General features: G+C 73.8%; 17 protein-coding genes. 4 read left to right on the top strand and 13 right to left on the bottom strand.

The genetic code is table 11. The annotated features are described in order from the left end of the window. Positions 1–99: 99 nt before the first annotated feature. The 4 genes from AB4K12_RS14005 to AB4K12_RS13990 form a co-directional block, all read right to left on the bottom strand. The gene (locus tag AB4K12_RS14005) at positions 100–909 is read right to left on the bottom strand and encodes a TIGR03084 family metal-binding protein (protein ID WP_368434540.1); all 810 of its coding nucleotides are present in this window, start codon (positions 907–909) and stop codon (positions 100–102) included. A 97-nt stretch (positions 910–1006) separates the two neighbouring features. Then, positions 1007–2017, bottom strand: coding sequence for a hypothetical protein (locus AB4K12_RS14000; RefSeq protein WP_368434539.1), 1011 nt, complete (start codon positions 2015–2017; stop codon positions 1007–1009). Further along, positions 2014–3660 (bottom strand): FAD-dependent oxidoreductase, encoded by a 1647-nt coding sequence (locus AB4K12_RS13995; RefSeq protein ID WP_368434538.1) that lies wholly within the window; start codon positions 3658–3660, stop codon positions 2014–2016. The genes AB4K12_RS14000 and AB4K12_RS13995 overlap by 4 nt, the downstream gene beginning before the upstream one ends. Next, the gene (locus AB4K12_RS13990; protein ID WP_307842942.1) at positions 3657–4157 is read right to left on the bottom strand and encodes a DUF5987 family protein; all 501 of its coding nucleotides are present in this window, start codon (positions 4155–4157) and stop codon (positions 3657–3659) included. Before AB4K12_RS13990 ends, AB4K12_RS13995 begins: the two co-directional genes overlap by 4 nt. Before the next feature lie 290 nt (positions 4158–4447). Between AB4K12_RS13990 and AB4K12_RS13985 the strand changes: the two genes are divergently transcribed. After that, a complete protein-coding gene (locus AB4K12_RS13985) occupies positions 4448–5422 on the top strand; it encodes a ParB/RepB/Spo0J family partition protein (protein ID WP_368434537.1) in 975 nt (324 codons plus the stop codon). A gap of 45 nt (positions 5423–5467) precedes the next feature. Then, entirely contained in the window at positions 5468–6235 is a 768-nt protein-coding gene (locus tag AB4K12_RS13980) for a helix-turn-helix domain-containing protein (RefSeq protein ID WP_207246860.1), read from the top strand. 111 nt (positions 6236–6346) lie between these two features. Here the strand turns inward: AB4K12_RS13980 and AB4K12_RS13975 are convergent, their stop codons facing one another. The 7 genes from AB4K12_RS13975 to AB4K12_RS13945 form a co-directional block, all read right to left on the bottom strand. Further along, positions 6347–7741, bottom strand: coding sequence for a cytochrome P450 (locus AB4K12_RS13975; protein WP_368434536.1), 1395 nt, complete (start codon positions 7739–7741; stop codon positions 6347–6349). Further along, positions 7738–8196, bottom strand: a complete 459-nt coding sequence (locus tag AB4K12_RS13970; RefSeq protein WP_362255255.1) for an acyl-CoA thioesterase — start codon at positions 8194–8196, stop codon at positions 7738–7740. Before AB4K12_RS13970 ends, AB4K12_RS13975 begins: the two co-directional genes overlap by 4 nt. Beyond that, complete coding sequence (locus AB4K12_RS13965; protein ID WP_368434535.1) at positions 8193–14057, bottom strand: SDR family NAD(P)-dependent oxidoreductase; 5865 nt, start codon at positions 14055–14057, stop codon at positions 8193–8195. The genes AB4K12_RS13970 and AB4K12_RS13965 overlap by 4 nt, the downstream gene beginning before the upstream one ends. After that, positions 14054–15040 carry an enediyne biosynthesis protein gene (locus AB4K12_RS13960; protein ID WP_368434534.1) on the bottom strand — a complete coding sequence of 329 codons (987 nt, stop codon included), beginning with the start codon at positions 15038–15040 and terminating at the stop codon, positions 14054–14056. Before AB4K12_RS13960 ends, AB4K12_RS13965 begins: the two co-directional genes overlap by 4 nt. Positions 15041–15045: 5 nt before the next feature. Further along, positions 15046–16896: a CRTAC1 family protein gene (locus AB4K12_RS13955; protein WP_368434874.1), complete on the bottom strand. Its 1851-nt coding sequence runs from the start codon at positions 16894–16896 to the stop codon at positions 15046–15048. Positions 16897–16968: 72 nt separating this feature from the next. Then, on the bottom strand, positions 16969–17937 hold the full coding sequence (locus tag AB4K12_RS13950) for a DUF1702 family protein (RefSeq protein ID WP_368434533.1): 969 nt from the start codon (positions 17935–17937) through the stop codon (positions 16969–16971). Positions 17938–18047: 110 nt separating this feature from the next. Then, positions 18048–19022: a DUF1702 family protein gene (locus AB4K12_RS13945; RefSeq protein WP_368434532.1), complete on the bottom strand. Its 975-nt coding sequence runs from the start codon at positions 19020–19022 to the stop codon at positions 18048–18050. A gap of 225 nt (positions 19023–19247) precedes the next feature. Between AB4K12_RS13945 and AB4K12_RS13940 the strand changes: the two genes are divergently transcribed. Both AB4K12_RS13940 and AB4K12_RS13935 read left to right on the top strand, forming a co-directional pair. Continuing rightward, positions 19248–19877, top strand: coding sequence for a ScbR family autoregulator-binding transcription factor (locus AB4K12_RS13940; RefSeq protein ID WP_368434531.1), 630 nt, complete (start codon positions 19248–19250; stop codon positions 19875–19877). Between the two features lie 109 nt (positions 19878–19986). After that, positions 19987–21567 (top strand): MFS transporter, encoded by a 1581-nt coding sequence (locus tag AB4K12_RS13935; RefSeq protein ID WP_368434530.1) that lies wholly within the window; start codon positions 19987–19989, stop codon positions 21565–21567. A 64-nt stretch (positions 21568–21631) separates the two neighbouring features. On the opposite strand, the gene AB4K12_RS13930 is transcribed toward AB4K12_RS13935, so the two are convergent. Beyond that, the gene (locus tag AB4K12_RS13930; protein WP_368434529.1) at positions 21632–22045 is read right to left on the bottom strand and encodes an SgcJ/EcaC family oxidoreductase; all 414 of its coding nucleotides are present in this window, start codon (positions 22043–22045) and stop codon (positions 21632–21634) included. Between the two features lie 325 nt (positions 22046–22370). After that, positions 22371–23915, bottom strand: coding sequence for an acyl-CoA carboxylase subunit beta (locus tag AB4K12_RS13925; protein ID WP_368434873.1), 1545 nt, complete (start codon positions 23913–23915; stop codon positions 22371–22373). Positions 23916–24103 lie beyond the last annotated feature (188 nt).

The following is a 24103-nucleotide window of genomic DNA, read 5'->3' as shown; positions in this document are numbered from 1 at the left end:
CGAAGCCGGGGCCTCAGCCGCTCCGGGAACCGGGGCCTCAGCCGCTCCCCAAGCCGGGGCCCGGACCGACCCCCACCGGTCCGGGCCCCGAGGGGTGTCTCAGGACGTGGCGTCCGTACCGGCGAACTGCCCGGGCCTGCGTCCCTCGCCGGACGGGCCGCGATAGCACTGGGCCATGGGCAGCCAGCGGGCCGCCTCGTCGCCCGTGGCGACGAGGGCGAGGTCGTCGGGGTGCCGGCGCCGGGTCGCCAGCAGGCAGAGGTCCAGGGCGGGGCCGCTGATCTTCTGTGCGGCGTCGGCGGGGCCGAACTCCCAGCGGGTGCCGGAGGGCGCGGTCAGCTCGAAGCGGAAGGGCTCGCTCGGGGGTGTCAGGCCCCGGGAGAGATAGCCGAAGTCCCGGGTGAGGGCGATGAATCCGGCGAGGTGGCGGAGCCGGTCGGTGGGCTCGGGGCGGACGCCGACCGCGTCGGCGATGTCCTGGCCGTGCGCGAAGACCTCCATGTGCCCGGCGCAGGCCAGCACGGCCGGCGGGAGCGGGTTGACCAGCCACGGCACCACCTGCCCGGCGGGCACCGCCGCCAGGGCCGCGACCGACGCCTCGGCCGAGCTCCGCCAGCGGGCCAGCACCTGCTCGCGGGTCAGGGCGCGGTACGGCTGGAGGGCCGCGTTCACCGCGCCGTCGAAGTCGCGCGCCGCGCCGGCGGCCATCGCCTTGAAGGCCTCCGGGTCGCTCGCCGCCGTGCCGGCCGCGTCGAAGATGAAGGTCAGGTGGGCGATCTGGTCGGCCACGGACCAGCCGGGCGCCGGTGTCTGCGCGCGCCACTTCTCGTCGTCGAGGCCGGCCACGAGCCGGTCGAGGTCGTCGATGGCGGCGGTCAGGTCCTTCAGTACGTCCTGGACGTTGTCCATGTGCGGATTCCCTTCAGCGAGCTTCAGCGGACTTCGGCGGACTTCAGCGGACTTCGGCGAACGTCGGCGAACTTCATCGGTCTTCGGTCGACTTCGGTCATCGGAGGGCGAGCCGGGCGCCGGCCCGCCGGGCCGCCGTGAACGCGGCCCACGAGGTGAGTTCGATCAGCGGCCGGTCGCCGGGGCGGCAGGCCCGGAAGGCGGCGACGGCCTCCGGGCCCGCCCGGTAGGAGGCCAGCGCGGTCAGCAGGGCCAGCCGGCCCGCCGGGCGCAGTGTCGGCGGCAGGCCGTCCGCCGCGGCCTCGGCCCGGAGGGGGCCGGGGCGGTCCGGCGGCCCGTCGGCCGCGTCGGCCAGGGCGTCGTGGACCAGCCGGCGTACGGGCTCCGGCACCGAGCGGTCGCCCGCGGCGTCGGCGGCCGCGGCGGCCCGGGCGAAGGCGCCCGCGACGGCGGGCCGTCCCGCCGCCCAGGCCAGGTCGGGCGGCAGGGGTGCGGCGGGCAGCAGCCCCAGCGAGTCGCCGGGCGCGGGGGCGCCGGGTGCCGGCGGGCGCGTGACGCGGCTGACGGCCCGCAGCATTCCGCCGCGCAGGGCGGCGGGGGCGAGCGGCGGTACGGGCGAGTCGCGCAGGAAGAGGTTGACCATGCGGTTGAGGTAGTGGAAGGTCACCGCCACGCCGATGACCTCCGGCGCGTCCTCGTCCGGGAACGGGCGCGGCCCGCCGCGCCGGGCCCAGGTCGACAGGCGCCCGGCGGCGTCGTCCGGTGGCAGCGTGCGCACCTGGGCCCGGTGCACGTCGACGCAGTAGGGGCAGGAGTTGTCCCGCGAGACGCCGGTGGCGACCGCCTCCTTGGCGGCGCGGCTCACCCGGCCGTCGGCGAGGAGGGTCTCGCGGAGCATCAGCCAGCAGGCGGCGAGGGACTCGGGCGCGGGGGAGTGCAGGGCCAGCGGCGGCGCGAGCAGCCCGAACTCCCGCTCGGAGGCGGCGTACACGGCGGCGACCATGCCCCGGGCGGCGCCCGGCGGCACCGCCCGTACGTGCCGGATCTGTGCCAGCGAGCCGCGCAGCGCCGTGCGGACGAGCGTTCTCGCCGTGGTGGCCGCGGTCATCGTGCGGAGACCACGGGCAGCACGCCGCGCCGCCCGGCCGTCGAGCCGTCGGGCGCCGGGGCTCCGTAGTCGACCTCGACGCCCCGCTCACGGGCGGCGCGCACGATGCCCGGCACGGCGCGTTCGGCGAGCGCGGCGATGGTCATGGCGGGGTTGACGGTCAGGGCGCCGGGCACGGCCGAGCCGTCGGTGACGAAGATCCCGGGGTGGCCGCGCAGTTCGTGGCGGTCGTCGAGGGCCGAGGTGGCGGGGTCGTCGCCGATGCGGCAGGAGGCGAGTGGGTGGACGGTGTAGGCGCCGACGACGTCGTTGGTCCACGGCAGGACGGTGGCGAGCCCGTCCTTCTCCAGGATCTCCTTCACCTCGGCGTCGGAACTGGCCCAGCCGCGCAGGGTGTTCTCGGTCGGTACGTACCGCAGCGAGCCGCGGCCGAGCATCTGCTGCGAGATGCGGTGGGCGTTGCCGGTGGCCGGGGGCGGGCCGAAGACGCCCTCGTTGTCGTCCTCGCTCATCGTGAAGATCGTCAGCCAGGAGCGCCAGCGCTCGAGCATCTTCCGCTTCTCCGGGCCGAACCATACGGGCCCGTCGGCGCCGGCGGTCTGGGCGAGGATGGTGCCGAGGCCGGGCGGGAAGTAGAGCTGTTCGAGCGAGTAGCGGGAGAACTCCGGCAGCGAGCCGTCGAGGCGGTCCCAGCTGGCGGCGGTGGGGCCCCGGCCGATGTGGTTGGCCTCGTACGCCGTGCCGTCGGGGCGGGTGAGGCCGAGGACCTCGGCGACCTTGGCCTCGTCGAGGACGGCGGTGTTGAGGCGTTCGCCGTTGCCGGAGAAGTAGCGGCCGACGGCCCGGGGCATGGCGCCGAGGGCGGCCTCGCTGCGCTGGAGGATGACGGGGGTGGCTCCGGCCCCGGCCGCCAGTACGACGAGCTTGGCGTCGATGGTGCCGCTCTCGCCGTGGACGCGGTAGTCCTCCGCGTCGATGAGCGTGTAGTGGGCGCGGAAGCCGCCGTCGTCGGTCCTCGAGAGGTACTGCACCTCGTGCAGCGGCCGGATCTCGGCCCCGTGGGCGAGGGCGGCGGGCAGGTAGTTGAAGAGCAGCGACCGCTTGGCGTCGAAGCGGCAGCCGGCCATCATCCAGTTGCAGTTGACGCACTTGTCGCCGTCGATGGCCACGGGCAGGGGGTTGGCGGTGCGGCCGGCGTGGTGGCAGGCGGCCGCCCACAGCCCGCCCGCGTAGGTGACGTCGTTCCAGTCCTGGCGGGTGACGGGCATGGCCTCGGCGACCCGGTCGTACCAGGGGTCCAGGGTGTCGCGGCTGATCGCCGCCGGCCACATGCGCCGGCCGATGCTGCCCTGCCGGTCGAAGACGAACCGGGGGGCGCGGGGCATCGCCGCGAAGTAGACGACGCTGCCGCCGCCGACGCAGTTGCCGCCGAGCACGCTCATGCCGTCGCCGACGACGAAGTCGAAGGCGCGGGTGTAGGAGGAGCCGAGCTTGTAGTCCTGCTCGAAGTCGGCGCCCTCCAGCCACGGCCCGCGCTCGAGGACGGTGACCGAGGCGCCGCCCGCGGCGAGGTGGTAGGCGGCGATCGCGCCGCCGAAGCCGCTGCCGACGACGAGGACGTCGGTGCGTTCGGTGCTGCTCATGCCGGGCTCCCTGAGGGTGTCGTGTCGGGGTGCAGGCGCGCCAGCGGCCGTCCGTAGGAGTGGTCGGGGTAGCGCCACAGGCCGTCGGGGTCGGGCCGGCGCATGCCCATGACGGCGAGGCCCGGATGGCCGGCGGCGATCGCCTCGGCGGTGTGCAGGTGGGCGGCCGAGTCGAAGGCCATGTTGCAGAACAGCGCGAGCAGCACCCAGAATTCGCGCTCGGGGTGGCCGGGCGCGGTCAGCCGCCGGACGAGGGCCGCGCGGTGGCCGGGCGGAAGCGCCTCGAAGGCCGGTGACGTGCCGTCGGGCGGCAGGGCGTGCTCGTCGGCGTGGGACCGGGCGTGCTCGTCGAGCAGCCGCGCGAGTTCGTCCAGGTCCTGGGAGATGCCGGTGGCGTCCCAGCGCAGGAGCTCCAGGGCGCCGGCCGCGGCCGCGCCGTCGAGGATGGTGTCCGCGTACGCCTCGAGCGTCCGCGCCGTGTGCTGCTCGTCCGGTATCTTCCGGTCACTCAACTCCGCCTCCACTGCGTGGATATGGCTTTCGGTGTGCCGGTAATAGGCTGGGGGCGCGGGCGCGCCCAGGTTACCGGCGAGTTCGGAAGGAATCGTTCCGAATTCCCTCGGTGCAAACCCGTTTGAAATTCTTGCCAAAAACCGGCCAGCCGGTAGGCTCTGACCGATCAAGGCCGGGTCGCCGTCGCGTGCGCCTGCCCGGTCCGCTCCACCGTGAAGTACGGCCCGCTCGAGGAACCGATCATGCGAGGCAAGAACGAACCACGGGGGACAGTATGGAAAGAGCCGACGTCGGTGTGCGCTACGCCTATGCGGTGCGAATCGACAACCTCCTTCCCGCGGATTCGCCGCGGCTGGACGGACTGGACGAGGAACACGCGCGCCAGCTGGCGGAGAAGGAATCGGAATTACCGCCGATCCTCGTCCACCGGACGAACCTGCGGGTCATCGACGGAATGCACCGGATACGGGCCGCCGAACTGAACGGCCGCTCCGAGATCGCGGCCACGTTCTTCGACGGCTCCGCCGCGGAGGCGTTCCTCCGCTCGGTCGTCGCCAACATCTCGCACGGACTCCCCCTGTCGATGGCCGACCGCAAGGCCGCGGCGGGCCGGATCCTGACCTCGCACCCCCTCCTCTCCGACCGCGCCGTCGCCGCCTACACGGGCCTGGCCGCCCGGTCGGTGGGAGCCGTGCGGCGGCGTTCAGCCGCGGATTCGCTGCGGGTGAACGTCCGCATCGGCACCGACGGCAAGCCGCACCCGCTCAACCGCGCCGCCGGCCGCATCCGGGCCTCGGAGGTCATCGCCGAGCGGCCCGACCTGCCCCTTCGCGAGATCGCCAGGGTCGCCGGCATTTCCGTGGGCACCGCGCACGACGTCCGCACCCGGCTTCGCCGCGGGGAGGCCCCCGTCCCCGCGACGCGCACCGCGACCGGCGACGGCGCCGGGCGCGCGGGGACGACCGCGGGGACGACCGCGCGGACGGGACCGGACGAACACGACGGCACACGAGATCCTCATTTCACGCTGCGCAGGCTCGCCGGCGACCCCTCGCTGCGGCAGAGCGAGTCGGGCCGGGAACTGCTGCGCTGGCTGCACACTCAGGTCGCCATGGGCGACGACTGGAAAAGGCGGATGGACGCCGTCCCGCCGCACTGCGCGGACGCCGTGGCCGAACTGGCCCGGCAGTGCTCGGACACCTGGCGGCAGATCGCCCGGGAAATGCACCGCCGCACGTCCGCCGAATGACCGCCGCCACACCGTGATGCATCTTCATCGAATCAGGGAGGGGTCATGCTGAATTCCACCGAGTTGGCCGTCAAAAGGGTCATCGATGACATGCACGCCAATCTCGGCCAAGAGCTCACCATCGACGACATGGCCCGTACGGCGATGTTCAGCAAGTTCCACTTCACCCGGATCTTCCGGGACACCACCGGGGTCTCACCGGGGCGCTTCCTTTCCGCGCTCAGGCTCCAGGAGGCCAAACGCCTTCTCGTCGGTACGTCGATGAGCATCGCCGACATCAGCAGCGAGGTCGGCTACAGCAGCGTCGGGACGTTCAGTTCACGTTTCAAGATATGTGTGGGCGTCGCTCCCTCCGCGTATCGCGAAATGGGCGGATTCACCTCGGAGATCCGCACCGACGACAGTCACTGGACGGGCGGCCGGCAGCAGTCGCTGCGGGGCGAGGTCCTCCTTCCGCCCGCCCGGTCGCCGGGTTTCGTCTTCATGGGCCTCTTCCCCGGCTGCGTTCCCCAGGGCCAGCCCGTGCGCTGCGCGGTGCTCGACGGGCCCGGCGCCTACGAGCTGCCGGACGTGCCCGTGGGCACCTGGCATCTGCTGGTGCACTCGGTTCCCTTCGGATACGAGGGCGTGCCCTCGGGTCTCGGCGACGCCGTGACCCCGTCCGTCGGGGCCTTCGGCCCCCTCACCGTCCTTCCCGACACCGTCCTCGCCCCCGCCGACATCTGGCTGCGCGGCGTGCGGACGCTGGACCCGCCGGTGCTGCTGGCGCTGCTCGACCTGCGGATGGCGGCCCTCGAGGCCGTCGCCGGCTGAGGGTCGGGAGCCGGCTGAGGGCCGGGGGCCGGCTGAGGGCCGGGGGCCGGCTGAGGGCCGGGGGCCGGCCGTGCGGCCGCGGCACGCGGGAAGTCCCGCTCGGGGCCGCGGTCATGCCGCGGCCCGGACCGCCATCGGCAGCCCGCCCCGCACCCGCAGGGAGAGCATGGGCTCGGGGATCACCCGGTGGCCCGGCGGTGTGCTCAGGGTGAGTTCCCGTACGACCGCGGCCGTCACGAAGACGGCCTCCATCATGCCGAGATTGCTGCCCACGCAGAAGCGGGGGCCGGCGCCGAAGGGAAGGTAGGCGTAGCGGGGCCGGTCGCCCCCGCCGTCCGGGCCGAAGCGGTCCGGGTCGAAGCGCTCGGGCGCGTCCCAGAACGCCGGGTGGCGGTGGAGGGTGTACGGGCAGATCAGGACGTCCGAGCCGGGCGGCACCGCCCAGCCGTCCACGTCGTCCGCTCCCTGGGCCCTGCGGGGCAGGATCCACACCGGCGGGTAGAGCCGCATCGCCTCCTGGACGACCGCCGTGGTGTACGTCAGCCGCCGCAGGTCCTCGTAGCGGGGCGCCCGGTCGCCGAGGACCGTCACCGCCTCCTCGCGCACCCTGGCCCGTGCCTCGGGGTGCCGGTCGAGCAGGTGGAAGGTCCAGCCCAGCGTGCTCGCGGTGGTCTCGTGCCCGGCGAGCAGCAGGGTGACCAGTTCGTCGTGGAGCCGCTGCCGACCGGCGCGGGGTCCGGCGGCGTCGAGCCGGGTCGAGGCGATCAGCCGGGACAGCGCGTCGTCGCCGTCGGCGCCGCCGGGGCGGCCGCCGCGCTCGGCGACCAGACGGTCGACCACCTCCCGCAGCCGCCTGCGGGCGCGGCGGAAGCGCAGCTGGTGGGGGAGCGGCACCCACATGGGCACCAGGCCCTGGGAGACCATCTCGAACATCGCCTGGTCCTGCACGGCCTCGAAGTCGTGGGCCACCGTGGCGTGGGTGGTGAGGTCGGCGTCCAGCAGGGTGTGCCCGAGCACGCCGAGGGTCAGCCCGGTCAGCTCCCGCACCACGTCGACGGGGTCGCCGCCCTCGTGGGCGCGCAGCCGGGCCACCAGCTTCGCCGCCTCCTCGGCGACGACGTCGGCCTGCCCGGCGACGCGCTTGTGCTGGAAGACGGGCTGGATGGTGCGGCGCTGGGCCCGCCAGCGCTCGCCGTCGCTGGTCAGCAGGCCGTCGCCCAGGGCGCGGCGGGCCTCCACCAGGCCGATGCCCTTGTGGTAGTTGGCGCTGTTGTCGGCGAGGACGTGCTTGGCGTGGTCGGGGTGGTTGAAGACGTAGAGCGTCTTGGGGCCCATGGACACCCGCACCGCGTCGCCGAGGTCCGCCGCGTCCCGCATGAGGGCGAGCCGGTCCGTGGCGAGCTTCTTCAGCAGGCCGGGCAGCGCCCTGCGCGGTGGCCCCGGCGGGGTGCGGCCGGTGCCGTTCCGCCGCGTGCCGTGCGGTGTCATGCCGTGCGGTGGTGTCATGCCGGCCTCCCCGTGAGCGCCGGGCCCCCGGCGGCGTACGGCGCGAGCGCCCGGGCCAGGGCCTCGGGCACCAGCGCCGGGGCGGTGGCGGTGTTGGGCCCGCGCATGCAGGCGACGCGCTGGCGGCCGCGGGCGACGAGCGGCTGGTCGCCGTCCGGGCCCAGCCGTATGTAGTCGAAGGTGAACTCGAGCTGGGTCTGGGCGAGTTCGGACAGCCGCATGCGGACGGAGAGCTCGTCGAAGGCGGTGATCTCGGCGAAGAACTCGCAGTCCACCTTGAGCGTGAACAGCTTGAGGTCCTCGCGCAGTTCGGCGAGGACACCGGGTGCCCGTTCCTTGAGGAACATCTCCCGGCAGCGGCCCTGCCAGCGCAGGTAGTGCACGTAGTAGACGTTGCCGACGAGGTTGGTCTCCTCGAGGCCCACCGTGTGCCGGTACTCGAAGTAGTCGGTCATCCGCGTCCCGCTCCTTCGGTTCCTTCGGTCAGGAATGCCAGGACGACCGTCCGGGGTTCGCCGCGCAGCGCGGTGGCGAACGTCGCGACGCGCAGGCCGCCCGAGGCGAGGACCGCCCAGCGGTCGCCGCGCGGCGGGTCGAGGGTGAGCGGGGCGTCGGTCATGATCCCGGCCTTCTTCAGGCACTCGAGGGCGGTCCACGCGCGCGTGGCGGCGCTGTCGTACGCCTCGCCCGACTGCTCGGCGAGCAGGGCGGCCAGCGGCGCGTGGGCGCCCAGGAGCGCGGCCCACTCGTCCGCGGGCCTGGCGGTCACGGTCTCGGCGTCGCAGGCCACCGTCGAGCCGGCGACGACGCACAGGGTGATCCCGGCGCCGTGGGAGGCCGAGACGACGTCGCCGCCGTCGGTCTCCGGGCGGCCGTCGGGGCGGTGGCGCACCTCGGCCGGGCGGCCCAGGGCCCGTCGCACCGCGAGCGCGGTACGGGCCCTGCGATCGCCCTCGCCGCCGTGCGGTTCCACGACGACGGCCATGCGCGTACCCAGGACGTCCTCCACCGCGCGCTCCAGGTAGGGGCCCAGCAGGGGGGCCGCCCAGGGTCCGCCGCCGTCGCCCTGGCGTACTGCCCGCAGCCGCAGCCCCTCCCAGCGTTCGACGACCTCGCCCCGCCCGTCGCGCACCGCGATGTCGTAGACGTAGGTGTCGCCGTCGCGTTCGCGCTCGGTGGCGCGGTAGCGCAGTGGGCCCTGGGGTGCCGTGCCGCCGCCGAGGGGGTACACCCGCTCGACGCCGGACGGCAGCAGCGTCGCGTCCGGTACGCACACCTGGTTGCCGTGCATCAGCGCGTCCCGCATGCCGGGGTCGCCCAGCAGCAGCCGGTCCGGCAGGAAGCCCGCGAACCAGCCGGCCGGTCCGGCCGTGGCCACGTCGGCGTCGACCTGCCGGGCGGCGGCCCGGTGGAAGCGGCGCAGCCGCTGGAAGCGCGGGCCCTGGAACAGCACGCTTCCGTAGAGGTCGGCCGCCGCGTCCAGCGGCACGGGCGGCGCGTCGTCCTCCGCCGGCAGGGGCGGCCCGTCGGGGACGGCGGCCCCGGAGAAGACCAGGCGGGCCCGGAAGTGCTCGGCGGCGAAGCCCGTCTCCTCGCTGTGCACGGCGACCTCGACGGTCTCGGGGCCGGTGACGGTCGCGGCGACGCGGATCGTCGTGCTGCCAGCGGGGGGCACCACGACGGGCCGCAGGAACTCCGCCCGTTCGATCACCGGTACGGCCGTCCAGCCGGTGGCGGCGGTGGCGACCTGGGTCATGGCCTCCATCCCCAGCACGGCGGGGAAGAGCAGGTCGCCGTCGAGGAGGTGGTCGGCCAGGTAGGGGTCGGTGCCGGCGTTCAGTTCGACCTCGGTGACCAGCTCCACGCCGTGGTAGCGCACGAGCGGCTTGCCGGTGAAGCGCAGCAGCGGCAGCGGCGGGAGGTCGTGCCGCAGGGTCGCGACGCCCTCGGTGCGGCCGGTGACCACCACCGGTCCGCGGGCCTCGGGGTCGGCGAGCAGTCGCCGCAGGACGGCCACGCCCTGGTCGGGGGAGAGGGGGGTGACGCCCTCGCGGGAGAGGGACTCCACGACCGACAGCCGCTCGCCCATCCCCACCCCGGACCACACCGACCACTCCAGGCACAGCGCACGGCAGTGCGGGTGCCGCCGTGCCACCTCCTCGGTGAAGTCGGTCAGCCACTCGTTGGCGGTGGCGTAATGGGCCTCGCCGCGCAGCCCGGAGCGGCCGATGACGCTGCCGAAGGCGACCAGCAGCCGCAGCCGCGCCGGGTCGAGCGCGTCCAGCAGGTGGCGCAGCCCGTCGACCTTGGGCGCGAACGTCCGCCGGAACGCCGCCATGTCCAGCCCGGTCAGGGCGGTGGGTTCGTTGCGGCCCGCGCCGTGCAGCACGGCGGTGACCGGCCCCAGGTCCCGCGTCAGCTCCTCGACGGCGGCGCGGGTGGCCTCCGGGTCGGTGAGGTCGGCACGCGCGTAGCGCACGGTCGTTCCGCCCTCGGCCATCCGCTTCAGGTTCGCCGCCAGCTCCGGGTCCGCCTTCGGGTCGGAGCGGCCCAGGACGGCCAGGCGGGCGCCGGTGTCCGTGGCGAGGGCCAGCGCGCACTCCGCCGAGATCCCCTTGCCGCCGCCGGTCACCAGCAGCACGTCGCCGTCGTCCAGCGGCTGTTCGGGGTGCGCGGGCGCCATGGGCAGCGCGCGCAGGACGGGCACCCGGCGGGTGCCGTCGGCGTCGTAGTGGACCTCGGAGAAGCGTGTGGTCGCCGCGGTCTCTGCCACCACCCAGCCGACCGCCTCCGGAAGCTCCGGCACCTCGGGCACCCGCACCACGGTGGTGCGCAGGCGCGGCGCCTCCAGGTGCAGCGTCTTGGCGAGACCGGCCGCGCCGCGCCCGTGCTGGACGAGGACGAACCGGCTCGCGGTCGTGTCCGCCAGTGCCGCCCGGGCGGCCTCGAGCGCCGGCTCCAGCTGCTCCTCGGAGCAGTCGGGCGGCAGCCACACCAGGACGCCGGAGCCGGCCCCCGCGCTCTCCAGCGCGGTGCGCAGTGGCTCGGCGAGCGGCGTGCCGCCGGGCGTGAACAGCCGCCAGGGCCCGTCGGGCTCGGGCAGCGGCCCGGCGGGCGGGGGGAGTTCGTCGTACCCGGGCGCGAAGGCGCGGGCCCAGGGTGCGGCGCCCGCGACGACGGGTACGGGGGCGGCGTCGCCGTCCCGGTCCGTGCCGGCGAGGGTGTCGAGGGTCTCGGCGAGCTCGCCGACGGTCGCGGTGGCGAAGTTGGTGGGCACCTGGGCGGGCGGCACGCCGAGCCGGCGCGCGGCGCGGTTGACGAGCTGTCCCACCGTGATCGAGCTCAGGTGCAGGTCGTCCAGGAGCCGGCTGTCGTCGCCGACGAGGTCCAGGGGCAGTTCGGCGCGTTCGGCGACCAGGCGGCGCAGCAGGGCGGCGGCGCGCTCGCCGTCCGCGCCGGTGCCGTCGTCCGCCGTGTCGCACGCCGTGTCGCGCGCCGCGCCGCCGGGAGCGGCGGACGGGCCGTGCGCGGCGTCCCGGCCGGCCGCCGGGCGCGGTGACGGGGCGGGGGCGGCGGCGCGGTCCGTACGGGGCGGGGGCGCCGGGGCCTGCTCGCAGGGGCTGGCCAGGAAGCGGAGTTCGGCGCCGATCTCCAGGGGACGGATCAGCCGGTCGTGGAAGAGGCGTTCGTGGGCCAGGGGCGTGCCGGCGACGTAGGCGGCGCCGGCCGCCTGCAGCAGCCCGCGCAGCGACTCGTCGTCGGTGTCCAGCGCGATGGCGGGTACGTCGGTGGTGGTCGCGGCGAGGCCGCTGAGCACCCGTCCGGGGCCCACCTCCACGAACAGGTCGACGTCCTTGGCCGCCAGCTCGACCGCCTGGGCGAAGAGCACCGGGTCGGTGATCTGGCGGCGCAGCAGGGCGGGGACGTCGGTGCCGGGCGCCAGGGCCCGGCCGGTGACGGTGGAGACGATCCGCCGGTCCGTCGCCGCGAAGTCCACGCCGGCGAGCCAGTCGCCGAAGGCCTCGGCGGCGGGGGCGACCAGGGGCGAGTGGAAGGCGTGCGAGACGGGCAGCCGGGTGCAGCCGACGCCGGCCTCCCGGGCCCGGGCCGCCACGGCCTCGACGGCGTCGGCGGGCCCGGCGACGACGGTCTGCTCGGGCCCGTTGTAGCCGGCGACGACCACCGGCAGCCCGGCGGTCAGCGCGAGGACCGCCTCGGGCGCGGCGGCGAGGGAGGCCATGGTGCCGGAGTCGCCGTGCTCGGTCATGGCCTCGCCGCGGACGGTGGCCACCCGCAGCAGGGTCTCCTCGTCCATGGCGCCGGCCCAGTGCAGCGCGGAGATCTCGCCCAGGCTGTGGCCGACCGCGACGGTCGCCTCCACGCCCAGGGCGCGCAGCGCGCGCAGGCCGGCCAGCGAGCCGGTGACGATGCGCGGCTGGGCGACGGCGGTGGCCACCATGTCCCCGGCGGCGGGCAGCGCGGCCCGCTCGTAGACCTGGGCCGCCTCGGCCATCCGCCGGCCGAGCGCTCCGCCGCTGGTGCCGTGCCCGGAGCCCTGGCCGGGGAAGAGGAAGCCGATCCGGGCGGGGCCGCGGGCGCGGCCGAGGAAGACGCGGCCGTCGGCGGCGAACAGGCTGGTCTCGCCCGCGTCCACCGCGTCGCGCAGCTGCCGCAGCCTGCGTTCGGCGTCCTCGGGCGAGGAGACCACGGCGGCGGCGCGGTAGGGGGCGTCGCGCAGCTCGCGCTGGAGGGCGGCGGCCAGGTCGGCGAGCTGGGCGTAGGACAGCTGGGGTACGAAGCCGGTCAGCCGGTCGAGGCGGGCGGCGAGCTCCTGCGGGGAGTCGCCGTCGAGCAGGAGGAGTTCGACGTCCTGCGCGGAGGAGGCCAGGGTCCGGTCGCGGGGGCCGGCGACGGCGCGGTGGTGGGCGCCGGGCCGGTCGAGGACGACGTGGGTGTTGATGCCGCCGAAGCCCATGGCGGTGACGCCGGCGCGCGGCGGGGCGCCGTCCGGCCAGGGTTCGGCCCGGCGCAGCACCCGCAGGGCCGGGTGGGGGCCGGTGAGCAGGTCGTGGGGGTCGGGGCAGCCGAGGGCGGGGGGCAGCATCCGGGCGTCGAGCGCCATCGCGGCCTTGATCAGGCCGGCGACGCCGGCGGCGGCCTTGGTGTGGCCGATCATGGCTTTGACCGAGCTGATGACGGCGGGCGCGGCCTCGGGGTCGGCGGTGGTCCTGGCCAGCGACAGGGCCTGGAGTTCGGTGGTGTCCCCGACGGCCGTCCCGGTGCCGTGGCCCTCGAAGAGCGGCACGGTCTGGATGCCGAACCCGGCCCGTTCGTAGGCGCGCCGCAACGCCAGCTGGTAGCCGCCGACCTCGGGGCGGGTGATGCCGCCCTGGCCGTCGGAGGCGATGCCCCAGCCCGCGACGGAGGCGTAGATCCGGTGCCCGTCGGCGAGGGCGTCGGCCTCGCGCATCAGCACGACCATGCCGCAGCCCTCGCCGGGCCAGAAGCCGTTGGCGGCCCGGTCGTAGACCCGCATCTCGTGCCGGGCGAGGGCGCCGGTCTTGGCGAAGCCGGTGATCTCGAACGGGTCGAGGGAGAGGTCGACCCCGCCGGCGACGGCGACGTCGACGTCGCCGGCGAGGAGGGCGGCCGCCGCGGTGGTGACGGACAGCAGCGAGGAGGAGCAGGCGCCGTCGACGGTGTATCCGCCGCCGCCCAGGTCGAAGTGGTTGCAGACGCGTCCGGCGATGGTGTTGGACAGGCCGCCGGCGAGGGTGTCCTCGTCGACGGCGGGGAACGGGCTCTTGTACGCGACCTCGACGCCCTCGAGGAAGCCGGCGAGCCGGTCGTCGTCCCAGCCCTCGTCCTTGAGGGCCGCGGCCATCACGCGCCGTACGTAGGGCCAGCGCAGCCGCATGACGTTGGCCCGGGCGAACTCGCCGGTGAGGGTGTTGCCCACGATCACGCCGGTCCGCTCGCGGGGCAGGCCCTCGCCCAGCGGGAAGCCCGCGTCCGCGAGCGCCCGCCCGGCGACGTCGAGCGCGAGCCAGTGGGTGAGGTCCGTGGAGCGGTAGGTGCTGCCGGCGACCTTGTGGGCGATGCGGTCGAACTCGTAGCCCTCGAGGACCGCGGCTTCCCGCGCGTAGAAGCGGTCCGGGGTGGCCGGGTCCGCGTCCCAGTGGTCCTCCAGGTTCATCCGGACGCCGGGGAGCCTGCGGAAGGCACGGCGTCCGGCGACGGCGTTCTCCCACAGCTCGCGGGGGGAGGAGGCGTCCGGATAGCGGCACGCCATGCCGACGATGGCGATCCTGCTCATGCAGCCACCGCTTCCTTCCCCGCTCCGGTGGACGGCGTGGGGCGCTCGGTTCCGGCGGTCGCCGCGGCGGGGTCCGCCGCCGTGGCCGCGCGCTGTTTCTCGCTCAGGTGCAGCCACCACAGGTAGCCGCCGCGCAGCAGGCAGACGGCGGCGGTGGCGAAGAAGATGCCGTACGCGATGCCCAGCGCGGTGAGCAGGCCGTACATCGCGGCGACGCCGCCGCCGAAGGCGATCTGGGAGGTGCGCTTGGACGGGGAGGTGCCGGGGTCGGTGACCATGTAGTTGGTGAAGAGCACGAAGGCGGTGCCCGTCATCATGCCCAGCGCCGCCGGGATGGAGGTGCCGAAGACCAGGCCGCGTACGACGGCCTGCAGGGCGAAGCCGATCAGCCAGGCGCCGATCAGCCACATCCGCCCGGTGAGCTTGGAGTTCAGCAGCGTGCCGAGGCCGAGGATGACCACGGGCAGGCCCCAGTCGAAGGGGCCGGAGATGTTCTCGGTGAAGTGGTACGGCGGGGCGATGCTGGCCCAGGGGAACAGGACGAGGATGACGGCGATGCCGAAGTTCGACGGGTTCATGTAGTGCCGCATGCGGCCGCGCACGGGGGCCCGCAGCACCCACTTGGTGCCGACGGCCACCACCACGCCGAAGATCATCACCCAGACGCGGTCGTTGACGTAGGTCAGCATGTTCACCGCGAGGCCGGTGATGTGCGAGGGGAAGAGGAACTCCACCATGCCGCGCCGCCCCCGGCCCATGAAGCGCGGGGCGCGGCCGTCGACCTTCGCCGCGATGGCCTCCAGCGAGATCTCCACCGTGTAGGCGGTGGCCACCGCGATCAGGGGCCAGGTCCAGGGCTGTTCGAAGCCGAGCACGGTGTAGCCGAGGATGTTCAGGACCGTGATGGAGATCGCGAAGCGGCGCAGCGCGGTGACGACCTTGGGGTCGTGATGCGGCGGGGGGCTGCTTGCCTGAGTGGCCATCTGTGTCACTTCTCCTTGGCTTCGGAGCCGAGCTGGAAGGAGTGCCGGCCCGGGCTCGTACGAAGGTCCTGTTCGCGCACCTCGCCGGAGCGGTCCCGCCACTTCAGGTGGACCCGCACCGGCCCGTCGGCCCGCTTGCCCAGGCCGATGTGGACCTCGTGGCTGCGCTTGCCCGAGTGACCGCCGCCGCCGTCGACGCGGGAGATCCGCTTGGTGCCGTCCGGCAGGGTGACGGTGACCTGGGCGTCGACCACCGGCGAGCCGGAGGGATGGGTGAGCTTCAGCTCGAGGAAGTCGCCGGGGTGGGAGGAGACGTTGTGGTAGAAGACCGGCTCGCCCCACTGCCGGGCGACGGCCATGTCCAGGCGCCCGTCGCCGTCGGCGTCGCCGGTGGCGATGCCCCGGGTGGGGATCGGCACGGCGAGGCCCAGGGGCTTGGACAGGTTGGTGTAGCGGCCGTCTCCGCCCTTGGCGAAGAAGCGCATGACCTGGTTGCCGGCGAGGTCGTCGCCGTAGCGGACGTTGGGCCACCACAGGGGGTTGTGCGTCAGCTGGTCGTTGGCGGTGGCGAGCTCCTGCAGCTGCGGCCAGCGGTTGGTCTTGCCCTTGACGAAGCCGGTGGCCTGGGCGATCTCCAGGGTGCCGTCGTTGTCGAAGTCGCCCGTCTTGACGTCCCAGCCCCAGCCGGACCAGGCCAGGTTCAGCGGTGCGCTGCGGTCCTCGTACGGCGCCTCACCGCTGCGGAAACGTTCCCGCACGGCCTTCTGGTCGCTCGACCGGTTGAAGAAGGCGAAGTTGCTCTCCTGGATGCCGAACGAGGTCGTGATGTTGCTGACGAACATGTCGTACAGGCCGTCGTTGTTCAGATCGCCGAAGTCCACGCCCATGCCCTTGAAGGAACTCCGCCCGATCTGCTTGGACTTGGGCGTCATCGCGTCCCGCGCCCCGTCCACCACGGCGAAGGAGATCTTCCCGGGCGTGGACTTGTTGTAGAGCAGCTTCGAGGTGCCGAAGTCGTGCGCGAGGTAGATCTCCGGCAGCTGGTCGCCGTCGAGGTCGGTGGCGGAGACGGCGAGCGTCCAGCCGTGCCGGACCTGCTTGGGCAGCGCGTCCTTCGCCTCCTCGAAGCCGCCCCGCGTCCAGCGCAGGATGTGGTCCTCGCCGCCGTTGTGGGCGTTGGACAGCGAGTCGTTCATGACCACGCCGCCGTCCTTGGTGTCGTCGAGGACCGGGCTGTCGGGGAAGTAGTTCCCGATGTAGATGTCGTCGTGCCCGTCGCCGTCGAAGTCGGCGATGGTGGTGGCGTTGCTGTTCCACAGCGGGCCGGTGTACTTCCCGCCGGAGCTCACGCCCCGCACCAGCTCGGTGGGCTCGAAGGCGGCGGCACTGCGCCCGTCGGAGCCCGGCTTGGCCAGGTAGAGGATGGGGGTGCGCCCCCAGTAGTAGACGAGCAGGTCGGGGCGGCCGTCCTCGTTGAAGTCGCCGGCCGCGCAGCCCATCGGGGCCATCGTCCGGGTCATCGGCAGCGGGGCCGGGTCGAGCGCGAAGGGCCGGTAGCGGCCCGCGTTCCTGCCGGGCACCGGCGTCACGGCCACCTGGTCGATGCGGGGGTCGGTGACGCACAGGTCGTTCGCCAGGCCGTCGCCGTCGATGTCGTTCATCGCGATGCCGGCGCCGACCGAGGAAATCCAGGCCTCGATGTGCTTGTAGGCCTTGTTGACCTTACGGACGTTCTGCTGTTTGTATCCGCCCGGCATCTCGATGGTCATCGGCGTGAACGCGTAACCGTCCGCCATCTTCGCCGTGTCGGCCGCCGAGGTCGACGGCGGTTGAACGGCGATGAACATGCCGACCATCACGACGAGTGCGACAATCCCGGGAAGCTGTTTGAAGAGCCAGGGCCGTATCGCCCGTATCGCCATGGGGAATCAGCCCCTTCCCCGGGAAACGAGTTCTTCGGCGATCCGCCGCCGCCAGATCTCATAGGCGGGAACGTCGCCGCCGACGCTCACGTCGGGGCGGGTGCCGGAGCACAGCTTCGCCGCCTGCGCCGGGTCCATGTCGCACAGCACCCGGGTCGCCAGTCGGGTGTGGTCGACGGTCAGCGAGGCCCGCTCCCGCGCCTCGGCGGCGAAGGCCGCGCCCTGCAGCAGCTGGGGGCGGTACGGGCCGGAGCGCTCGGCGAGGTGGCGCAGCTCGGCCTCGTCGGCGCCGCCCGCGTAGGTGGCCGCCAGTCCCGTGCCGCTGTACAGGTCGGGGCGGCGATGTGCCGGATAGGCGTCGATGAGGTCCGCCGCGCGCTCGGGGTCGGTGCCCGCCACGAACCACAGTGCGCGTCCGATGCCCTGGTCGACGGCGTGCCGGTGGTACGAGGCCGGCTCCGCGCCCCAGGCGAGGCCGGGGCCCTCGAACTGCCCGCGCACATAGCGCTCGGTGTGGAAGTAGGCCTGGTGGAAGCCGTATCCGTCGAGGACGAGCCAGCGCAGCATGGGGTCGGTGGTCGCCACGTCGGGCCACAGGAACCTCGGCAGCCGGGCCATGGCCCAGCCCACGCCGACGTAGGCCATGTACGCGTGGTGGCGGCCCTGCCCGGACAACAGCGCGGGCAGCCGCCGCCCGCCGCCCGGCAGCGCGTCGAGGACGGTGGCCCCCATGGCCGCGCCCTCGTAGGCGAATCCGCGGAACTGCCGGGGCACGGACTCCAGGCGGGCCTCGGCGTCGGCGATCGAGCGTTCACCGACCGCGTGGCCATAGCCCTCGAGAAACGTCCGGCCGATCATCTCCAGCAAATCCCGGGCATCGGAATTCTTCTTGTGGAAGCCACGTCGCTCCAGGCTCGTGGCCGATACGCCGGGGGTGAGGATCTTGCGCCTGAGCGCACGCAGAAGAGTTGACAACGCGCTGTACCGCCCCTCGTTGATATGCCTCGTGGTGCTCGGTCAGCCGAATTCGAATGTACACACGCGCGACGAACTTCCGTCTACTTCAGGAGTGCTCGATTCCCCTGCTATTGCAGGCGGATTCGCACGTTCCGGCGCCAGGTTTCATAGGCCGGAACGCGGCCCGATTCGGAGGGCGGCACCGCGCAGTCGTCGGCCAGCGCGGACGCCTTCTCGACGCCGACGCCCGCCAGCGCCGTGACGGCGGCGTGGGTGTGCGTGGGCACGGTCCCCGAGTGGTCGCGCGCCTTGGCGGCGAAGACCGCGCCCTGGGCGAGCTCGCCCGCGTACGCGCCCGCCGCCCGGCGCAGGGCGGCCAGGTCCGCGGGCGAGGCGCCCCCCGCGAACACCGCCGCGAGGCCCACCCCGCTCCACAGGTCGCCGTGCCGGTCCCCGGCGAACCGGCCCACGGCAGCGGCCACATGGTCGGGCCGCGCGCCGTGGACGAACCACAGGGCCCGGCCCACGCCCTGGTCGGCGGCCCGCCGGAAGTACTCCGGCGAGCCCTGCCAGGGGTACGGGGCGGGCCGGTACTGCCGGTCCACCCAGCGTCCGGTGTCGAAGTAGGCGCGGTCGAAGGCGTAGCCGTCGACGGCCAGCCAGCTCATCACCGGGTGGTAGGGCGAGCCGCTGACCGCGGGCAGCACCTTCCCCCACAGCACCCTGGGCAGGCGGGCCATCGCGAAGCCGACGCCGATGTAGTTGAGGAAGATGTGCGGCAGCCCGCCGCGGCCCGACAGCAGCTCCCGGGTGCGGTTGCCCCGCCCAGGCCCCATCGCGTCCCGCACGGTCAGGGCCATGGTCGCGCCCTCGTAGGCGAACCCGCGCAGCGGCGGGTCGGCCAGTTCGAGCCGGCGTTCGATCTCCCACAGGTCGCGGGCGTCGATCGCCCACTCGAAGCCGCAGACCACCGCCCGGGGAATGGCCTCGAGGTGCCCGGCGGCGGGGGACGAGGCGCCGGGGAAGCGGCGTTCGGAGAACCCGACGCTCGCGGGTGACGGGGTCAGGACGAGTCTGCGCAGCGATCCGAGCACGGTGGGCACGGGTGCCTCCTGGCCTTGGGCCACCGGTCCGCCGGTGGCGGAGAGCTCATGGTCGTGCCGGCGGGGCGGCTTCGGCATCTTTGGACGTGCGGAGCCTGCCCCCCGATCGAGCGGAGCGGGGCCGTGGGGACGGCGGGAGCGGCGAGCATTCTCGAGGTTGCCGGGGAGGACGCCCAGGCGCTGGGATACCGAGGAGTGCGGAGCACACAGGGCGGTAAGGGGCACATGCAGGATCGCGCGAGCCGGACCCGTGAGGTGATCCTCCGGGCTGCCGCCACGGTCTTCGACGACCGGGGGTACGTCGGTACCCGCCTCGAGGACGTCGTCGACGGCCAGGGCATCAGCAAGGGCGCGCTCTACTTCCACTTCCCCTCGAAGGAGGCCCTCGCGGCGGCCGTGGTCCGTGAGCACTACGACTTATGGTCCGAGCTGACCGACCGGCTGCGGCCCGAACATCCCCGGGCCGTACGGCTGCTGATCGAACTCTCCCGGCGCATCGCGCAGATGCTGCTGCACCAGACCGGGGTGCGGGCCGGCCTGCGGCTGATGTCCGAGCGCAACCTCATCGGCCCCTCCGTGCCGCGCCCGTTCGTCTCCTGGGTGACGGCCGTCGAGGGGCTGCTGACGGAGGCGCGCGAGCAGGGCGACCTGCGGCCGGACGTGCTGCCCGGGCCGACCGCCGTGGTGATCGTCTCGGCGTTCGCCGGGCTGCCGCAGGCGCTGGCGGCCGGAGCGGAACCCGCCGACCCGGTCGGCTGGGCGACGGCCCTGTGGCGCTCGCTGCTGCCCGGCCTGGTCACCGCGCCCTGCGCCGCCGAGATGTACGCGGTGCTCGAGGAACCCCCGGGCGGGTGACACGGCACGGAACCCCCGGGCGGGTGACACAGCACAGGGGGAGAAGACAGGGTCCACGGCCCCCAGCATTCTGGTGGCCCGCGTTCCCCGTCCCCTGTGAGGAGTACGAGTGGAGAGCCATGTCCTGATACCCCGTCCCCCGTTGTTCTGGGCGGGCGTGCTCGTCTGCTCGGCCGGGGTGGGCGAGCACGTCGTGATGTTCGCCGACTCCGCGTCGATGGACTACCGCATGGCCCACATGCCGGTGGACGCCTCCATGTGGCTGGCCATGGTGGCGATCGTGGCCGGGCTGGTCATGGCGGCGGGCGGGCTCGTCCCCCGCCGGCTGCCCGCCGCGCAGGCCCGCGAGGTCCTCGAGCCGGAGCCGGAACCCGTGCCGGAGGCCCGCCGCACGCTCGCCCGCAGGCGGCTGGTGGCCGTGCTGTCCTTCGCGCTGGTCGTCGACCAGATGAAGCCCGCCACGCTGGCGTTCATGCTGCCCGGCGCCCGCGCCGAGTACGCGCTGTCCGCCTCCGAGGTGGCCTGGCTGCCCATGGGCGGCCTGACCGGGACGGTCGCCGGGTCGCTGCTGTGGGGGCACCTGGCCGACCGCATCGGGCGCCGCGCCGCCGTGCTGCTGGCGGCCCTGCTGTTCGTGGCCACGACGGTCTGCGGGGCGATGCCGAGCTTCGAGGCCAGCGTGTTCATGTGCCTGCTGATGGGCATGTCGGCGGGCGGCATGCTGCCCATCGTCTACGCGCTGATGTCCGAGGTGCTGCCCGGGCGCAGCGGCGTGATGGTCCTGCAGGCCGGTCTGACGACCGTGGGCGGCTATCTGGCGGCCAGCGGCCTGGCCGCCGTCTTCGAGCCGATCGCCGGCTGGCGCATCCTGTGGTTCGTCCAGCTGCCGCTGGCCCTGGCCCTGCTGGTGCTCAACCGCTGGATCCCGGAGTCGCCGGCGTTCCTGGCCTCCCGGGGCCGGCTCGCCGAGGCCCGGCGGATGAGCCGCCTGTTCGGGCTGAACACCACGCCCCGGGCCGAGCCGGGCCCGCGGCAGGGGCCGGGCGCCCTCTTCGGCCGCGGCTACCTGGTCCAGACGCTGATCATCTGCGGCTACGGGCTGGCCTGGGGCCTGATCTACTGGGGCTTCCTCACCTTCCTGCCGAGCCTGCTGTCCAAGGTGGGGGTCGGGGTGAAGCCCCCGCAGATCCTCTTCGTGGCGTCGCTGCTGTCCATCCCCGGCACGGCGGTCGGCGCGTGGCTCTACAGCCGCTGGTCGTCCCGTAAGACGATGGCCCTCTACGGCGCCGTCGCCTCCGTGTCCCTGCTCGCCCTGCTGGTGATCCCGCTGCACAGCGCGCCCGCCGTCATCCTCGTGCTGATGGGCCTGCTGACGGGCACCAGCGGCGTGGTCGCGGTCCTCGGACCGTACGCCGCGCAGACCTACCCGACGGCGTTCCGGGGCATGGGCAGCGGGCTGGCGGCGGCGTGCGGGAAGTCGGGCGGCATGTTCGGGCCGCCGCTCATCGCCTGGATGACGTCCTTCATGTCGCTGAGCCGGGTGGCCGCCGTGGTGGCGGTGCCGATGGCGCTGGCCACGACGGCCGTCGCGATGCGGGGCAAGGAGACCGCCGGCCGGGCGGCGGACGCCCCGGGCCCGGGCCGCGACGGCGAGCGGTCCGCGGAGCCGGAGGGCGCGGCCACGCCCTGACGCGGGCCGGGACGCGGGACGACCGGCCGTCGGCGGGAGCCGCCGGGGCCGGTCGTCGTCGCGCTCACGCCTCGTGGCGCGGGGTGTTCTGGTAGGCGGCCAGCAGCCAGGTGTCGTCCCGCCGTACGAGCAGCCAGGAGGCCCGTACGCCCCGCTCCTCGGCGACCTCGCTCTCCCCGTCCGCCAGTATCCCGCCCTGGGTGATCAGCAGTGCGGTGCCGGCGTCCAGCCGGCGGAGGTCGAGGGGTGTGCCGGTGACCCGGGTGCCCTTGAAGGGGCCCTGGTAGGCGGCGGTCATGAACCGGTGGATGCCCTCCCGGCCCTTCTCGTAGACACCGGGCAGGATCATGGTGCCGTCTTCGGTGAAGACCTCGGCGAAGGCCTCGGCGTCGTGGGCCGCCCAGGCCTCGACGATGCGCTGCGGCACGGCGGCCGCGGCCGCCAGCTCGGGGTCGGGGTGCACGCCGTTCGTCGTCATGAGGGTTCCCGCCTTCCGCGTTCGGGTGTCGGCCTCGGAACGCCTCATCGTCCGTTCGGCGGCTCGGGGCGGACAACTCCCGGGTTGCGGTGTGGAACGTCAACCACCCGGTCGTACAGGTGACTTCACTCGCGCCCCGTGCCCGGCGCTTACGTCACGGTAAGCACTTCGAGGTAAGTGGGCACTTTCAGGTAGGTACTTGCCCCCGCACGCCTGGACCTGCGTAAATCGGGGCAGGCCACCTGTCCCGTCCCCCGGGAAAAGGCCCGGACCGTCCACGACGGTCCGGGCCTTTTCCGTTGCGGGGCCGGGGGCCGCCCCGCGTCTACTGCGGCTGGTTGCCGTGCTTGCGGGCGGGCAGCGCGGCGTGCTTGTTGCGGAGCATGGTCAGCGCGTCGATGAGGGCGGTGCGGGTCATGGCCGGGTCGATGACGTCGTCCACCAGACCGCGCTCGGCGGCGTAGTAGGGGTGCATGAGCTCGTCGCGGTACTCGGCGATGCGGGCCTGGCGGGTGGCCTCCGGGTCGTCGGAGGCGGCGATCTCGCGCCGGAAGACGACGTTGGCGGCGCCCTCGGCGCCCATGACCGCGATCTCGTTGGTGGGCCACGCCAGGGCGAGGTCGACGCCGATCGAGCGGGAGTCCATCACGATGTACGCCCCGCCGTAGGCCTTGCGCAGCACCAGGGAGATCCGGGGCACGGTGGCGTTGCAGTAGGCGTAGAGCAGCTTGGCGCCGTGCCGGATGACGCCGCCGTGCTCCTGGTCGACGCCGGGCAGGAAGCCGGGCACGTCCACGAGGGTGACCAGCGGGATGTTGAAGGCGTCGCACATCTGGACGAAGCGGGCGGCCTTCTCGGAGGACTCGATGTCGAGCACGCCGGCCAGCCGCTGCGGCTGGTTGGCCACGATCCCGGTCACCTCGCCGCCCAGCCGGGCCAGCGCGCAGATGATGTTGGGCGCCCAGCGCTCGTGCACCTCGAAGAAGTCGCCGTCGTCGACGATCTCCTCGATGACCGCGCGCATGTCGTACGGGCGGTTGCCGTCGGCCGGCACCAGGTCGAGCAGGCGCTCGGTGGTCCGGTCCGCCGGGTCGTGGGCGATCTCGGAGGGCGGCATCTCGCGGTTGTTGGAGGGCAGCAGCGACAGCAGGTGCCGTACGTCCTCGAGGGCCGCCTCCTCGTCGTCGTACGCGAAGTGGGCGACCCCGGAGGTCTCGGCGTGGACGTCGGCGCCGCCGAGCCCCTCCTGGGTGATCTGCTCGCCGGTGACCGCCTGGACCACGTCGGGGCCGGTGATGAACATCTGCGAGGTGCCCCGGACCATGAAGACGAAGTCGGTCAGGGCGGGGGAGTAGGCGGCACCGCCCGCGCAGGGACCCATGATGACGCTGATCTGGGGCAGCACGCCGGAGTTGCGGACGTTGCGCTGGAAGATGCCGCCGTAGCCGGCCAGCGCGGTGACGCCCTCCTGGATGCGGGCGCCGGCGCCGTCGCACAGGCCCACGATGGGGGCGCCCGCGGTCTCGGCCAGGTCCATCAGCTTGTGGATCTTCTGGGCGTGGGCCTCGCCGAGCGCGCCGCCGAAGATCCGGAAGTCGTGGGCGTAGGCGAAGACCGTGCGGCCGTCGACCTCGCCCCAGCCGGTGACGACGCCGTCGGTGTACGGCTTCCTCGCCTCCAGGCCGAAGCCGGTGGCGCGGTGCCGCCGGAAGGCCTCGGTCTCGCTGAAGGTCCCCTTGTCGAAGAGGAGTTCCAGTCGCTCGCGGGCCGTCAGCTTGCCCTTGGCCTTCTGTGCCTCGGTGGCCTTGGCGCTCGGCCCCTCGAGGATCTGCTCGCGCAGCTCGGCCAGCTCCGCCACGCGGTCGGCCATGCCGTCCGGGGTGCTGTTCAGCGGCTTGTCCTCGACGATGCTCACGCGGACCTCTTCTCCGGTCGGGAACGCCCCGTCGTAGGGTGGCGCTCGGCGCCGCCAGCGTGGCGAGGGCCGCTATACGGCGGCTCGAAGCGAGGTGGACTCCGGCCTGGGGCGCGCCCCACCGCCTCTCACCCGTACCTCGA

It is taken from the genome of Streptomyces sp. C36 (assembly GCF_040932295.1).
Lineage (GTDB): Bacteria > Actinomycetota > Actinomycetes > Streptomycetales > Streptomycetaceae > Streptomyces > Streptomyces triculaminicus.
Note: the sequence above shows the minus strand (reverse complement) of the source record. Positions and strands in the feature narration are given on the sequence as shown.